The organism is Labrys sedimenti (genome assembly GCF_034424805.1).
GTDB lineage: Bacteria > Pseudomonadota > Alphaproteobacteria > Rhizobiales > Labraceae > Labrys > Labrys sedimenti.
Map to the genome: position 1 here is coordinate 1 of NZ_JAXOUF010000077.1, position 1,537 is coordinate 1,537.

At 67.8% G+C, this 1,537-nt stretch carries 2 protein-coding genes; both read left to right on the plus strand.

The genetic code is table 11. From position 1 onward, the window contains the following. A complete protein-coding gene (locus U1R88_RS35455) occupies positions 1-750 on the plus strand; it encodes an electron transfer flavoprotein subunit beta/FixA family protein (protein ID WP_322435549.1) in 750 nt (249 codons plus the stop codon). A 21-nt stretch (positions 751-771) separates the two neighbouring features. Beyond that, positions 772-1,537, plus strand: a 766-nt coding sequence (locus tag U1R88_RS35460; RefSeq protein ID WP_322435550.1) for an electron transfer flavoprotein subunit alpha/FixB family protein, incomplete at its 3' end; no start/stop codon positions are given.

Below are 1,537 nucleotides of genomic sequence, written 5' to 3' on the forward strand. Positions count from 1 at the left end.
ATGAAAGTTCTCGTGCCCGTGAAGCGGGTGGTCGACTACAATGTGAAGATCCGCGTGAAGGCCGATGGGTCTGGTGTCGATCTCAACAATGTGAAGATGTCGATGAACCCGTTCGACGAGATCGGCGTGGAAGAGGCGCTGCGGCTGAAGGAAGCCGGCAAGGCGAGCGAGGTGGTGGTGGTTTCGATCGGTCCGGCCCAGGCGGCCGAGACGCTGCGCTCGGGCCTGGCCATGGGCGCGGACCGCGGCATCCTGGTCAAGACCGACGCCACCGTCGAGCCGTTGGCCGTCGCCAAGCTGCTCAAGGCCGTGATCGGCAATGAGAACCCGGGCCTGGTCATCCTCGGCAAGCAGGCGATCGACGACGACATGAACGCCACCGGCCAGATGCTGGCGGCGCTGCTGGGCTGGCCGCAGGGCACCTTCGCCTCCAAGCTCGAGGTCGGCAGCGACAAGATCGACGTCGTCAGGGAGGTCGATGGCGGCCTGCAGACGGTTGCGCTCAACCTGCCGGCGATCATCACCACGGACCTGCGCCTCAACGAGCCGCGCTACGCCTCGCTGCCCAACATCATGAAGGCCAAGAAGAAGCCGATCGACGAGACCAGCCCGGAGGCGCTCGGCGTCGACATCGCCCCGCGCCTGACCGTGGTGAAGACGGTGGAGCCGGCGGCCCGCCAGGCCGGCAAGAAGGTCGGCTCGGTGGCCGAGCTGGTCGACAAGCTCAAGAACGAAGCCGGCGTCATCTGAGCCGAGAAGGAAACCTCTATCATGACCACTCTTCTCATCGCCGAGATCGACGCGACCGGCCTCAAGGACGTCACCAACCGCGCCCTCACCGCCGCCAAGGAACTCGGCGCTCCGGTGCATGTGCTGGTGGCGGGCGCCAAGGCCCAGGCGGCTGCCGAGCAGGCTGCCAAGCTCCAGGGCGTCGACAAGGTGCTGGTGGCCGATGCCGCCTATGAGCACCGCCTGGCCGAACCGACGGCCGCTTTGATCGTCAGCCTGGCCGGCGGCTATGACGCCATCGTGGCGCCCTCGACCGCGGCCTGGAAGAACGTGCTGCCGCGCGTCGCCGCTTTGCTCGACGTCATGCAGATCTCCGACATCGTCAAGGTCGTCTCCGCTGACACCTTCGAGCGTCCGATCTATGCCGGCAATGCCATCCAGACCGTGACCTCGGCCGACGCCAAGAAGGTGATCACCGTGCGCACCGCCTCCTTCGCCGCCACCGGCGAGGGCGGGTCGGCGGCGGTGGAGCCGGCGGCGGCTGCCGCCGATCCCGGCCTCTCGACCTTCAAGGGCGAGGAGCTGGCCAAGTCCGACCGTCCGGAGCTGGCCTCGGCCAAGATCATCATCTCCGGCGGCCGGGCCATGGCCAACCGCGAGAACTTCGCCACCTATATCGAGCCGGTGGCCGACAAGCTCGGCGCCGCCATGGGCGCCTCGCGCGCCGCGGTCGATGCGGGCTATGCCCCCAACGACTGGCAGGTCGGCCAGACCGGCAAGGTGGTCGCCCCCGACCTCTACATCGCCG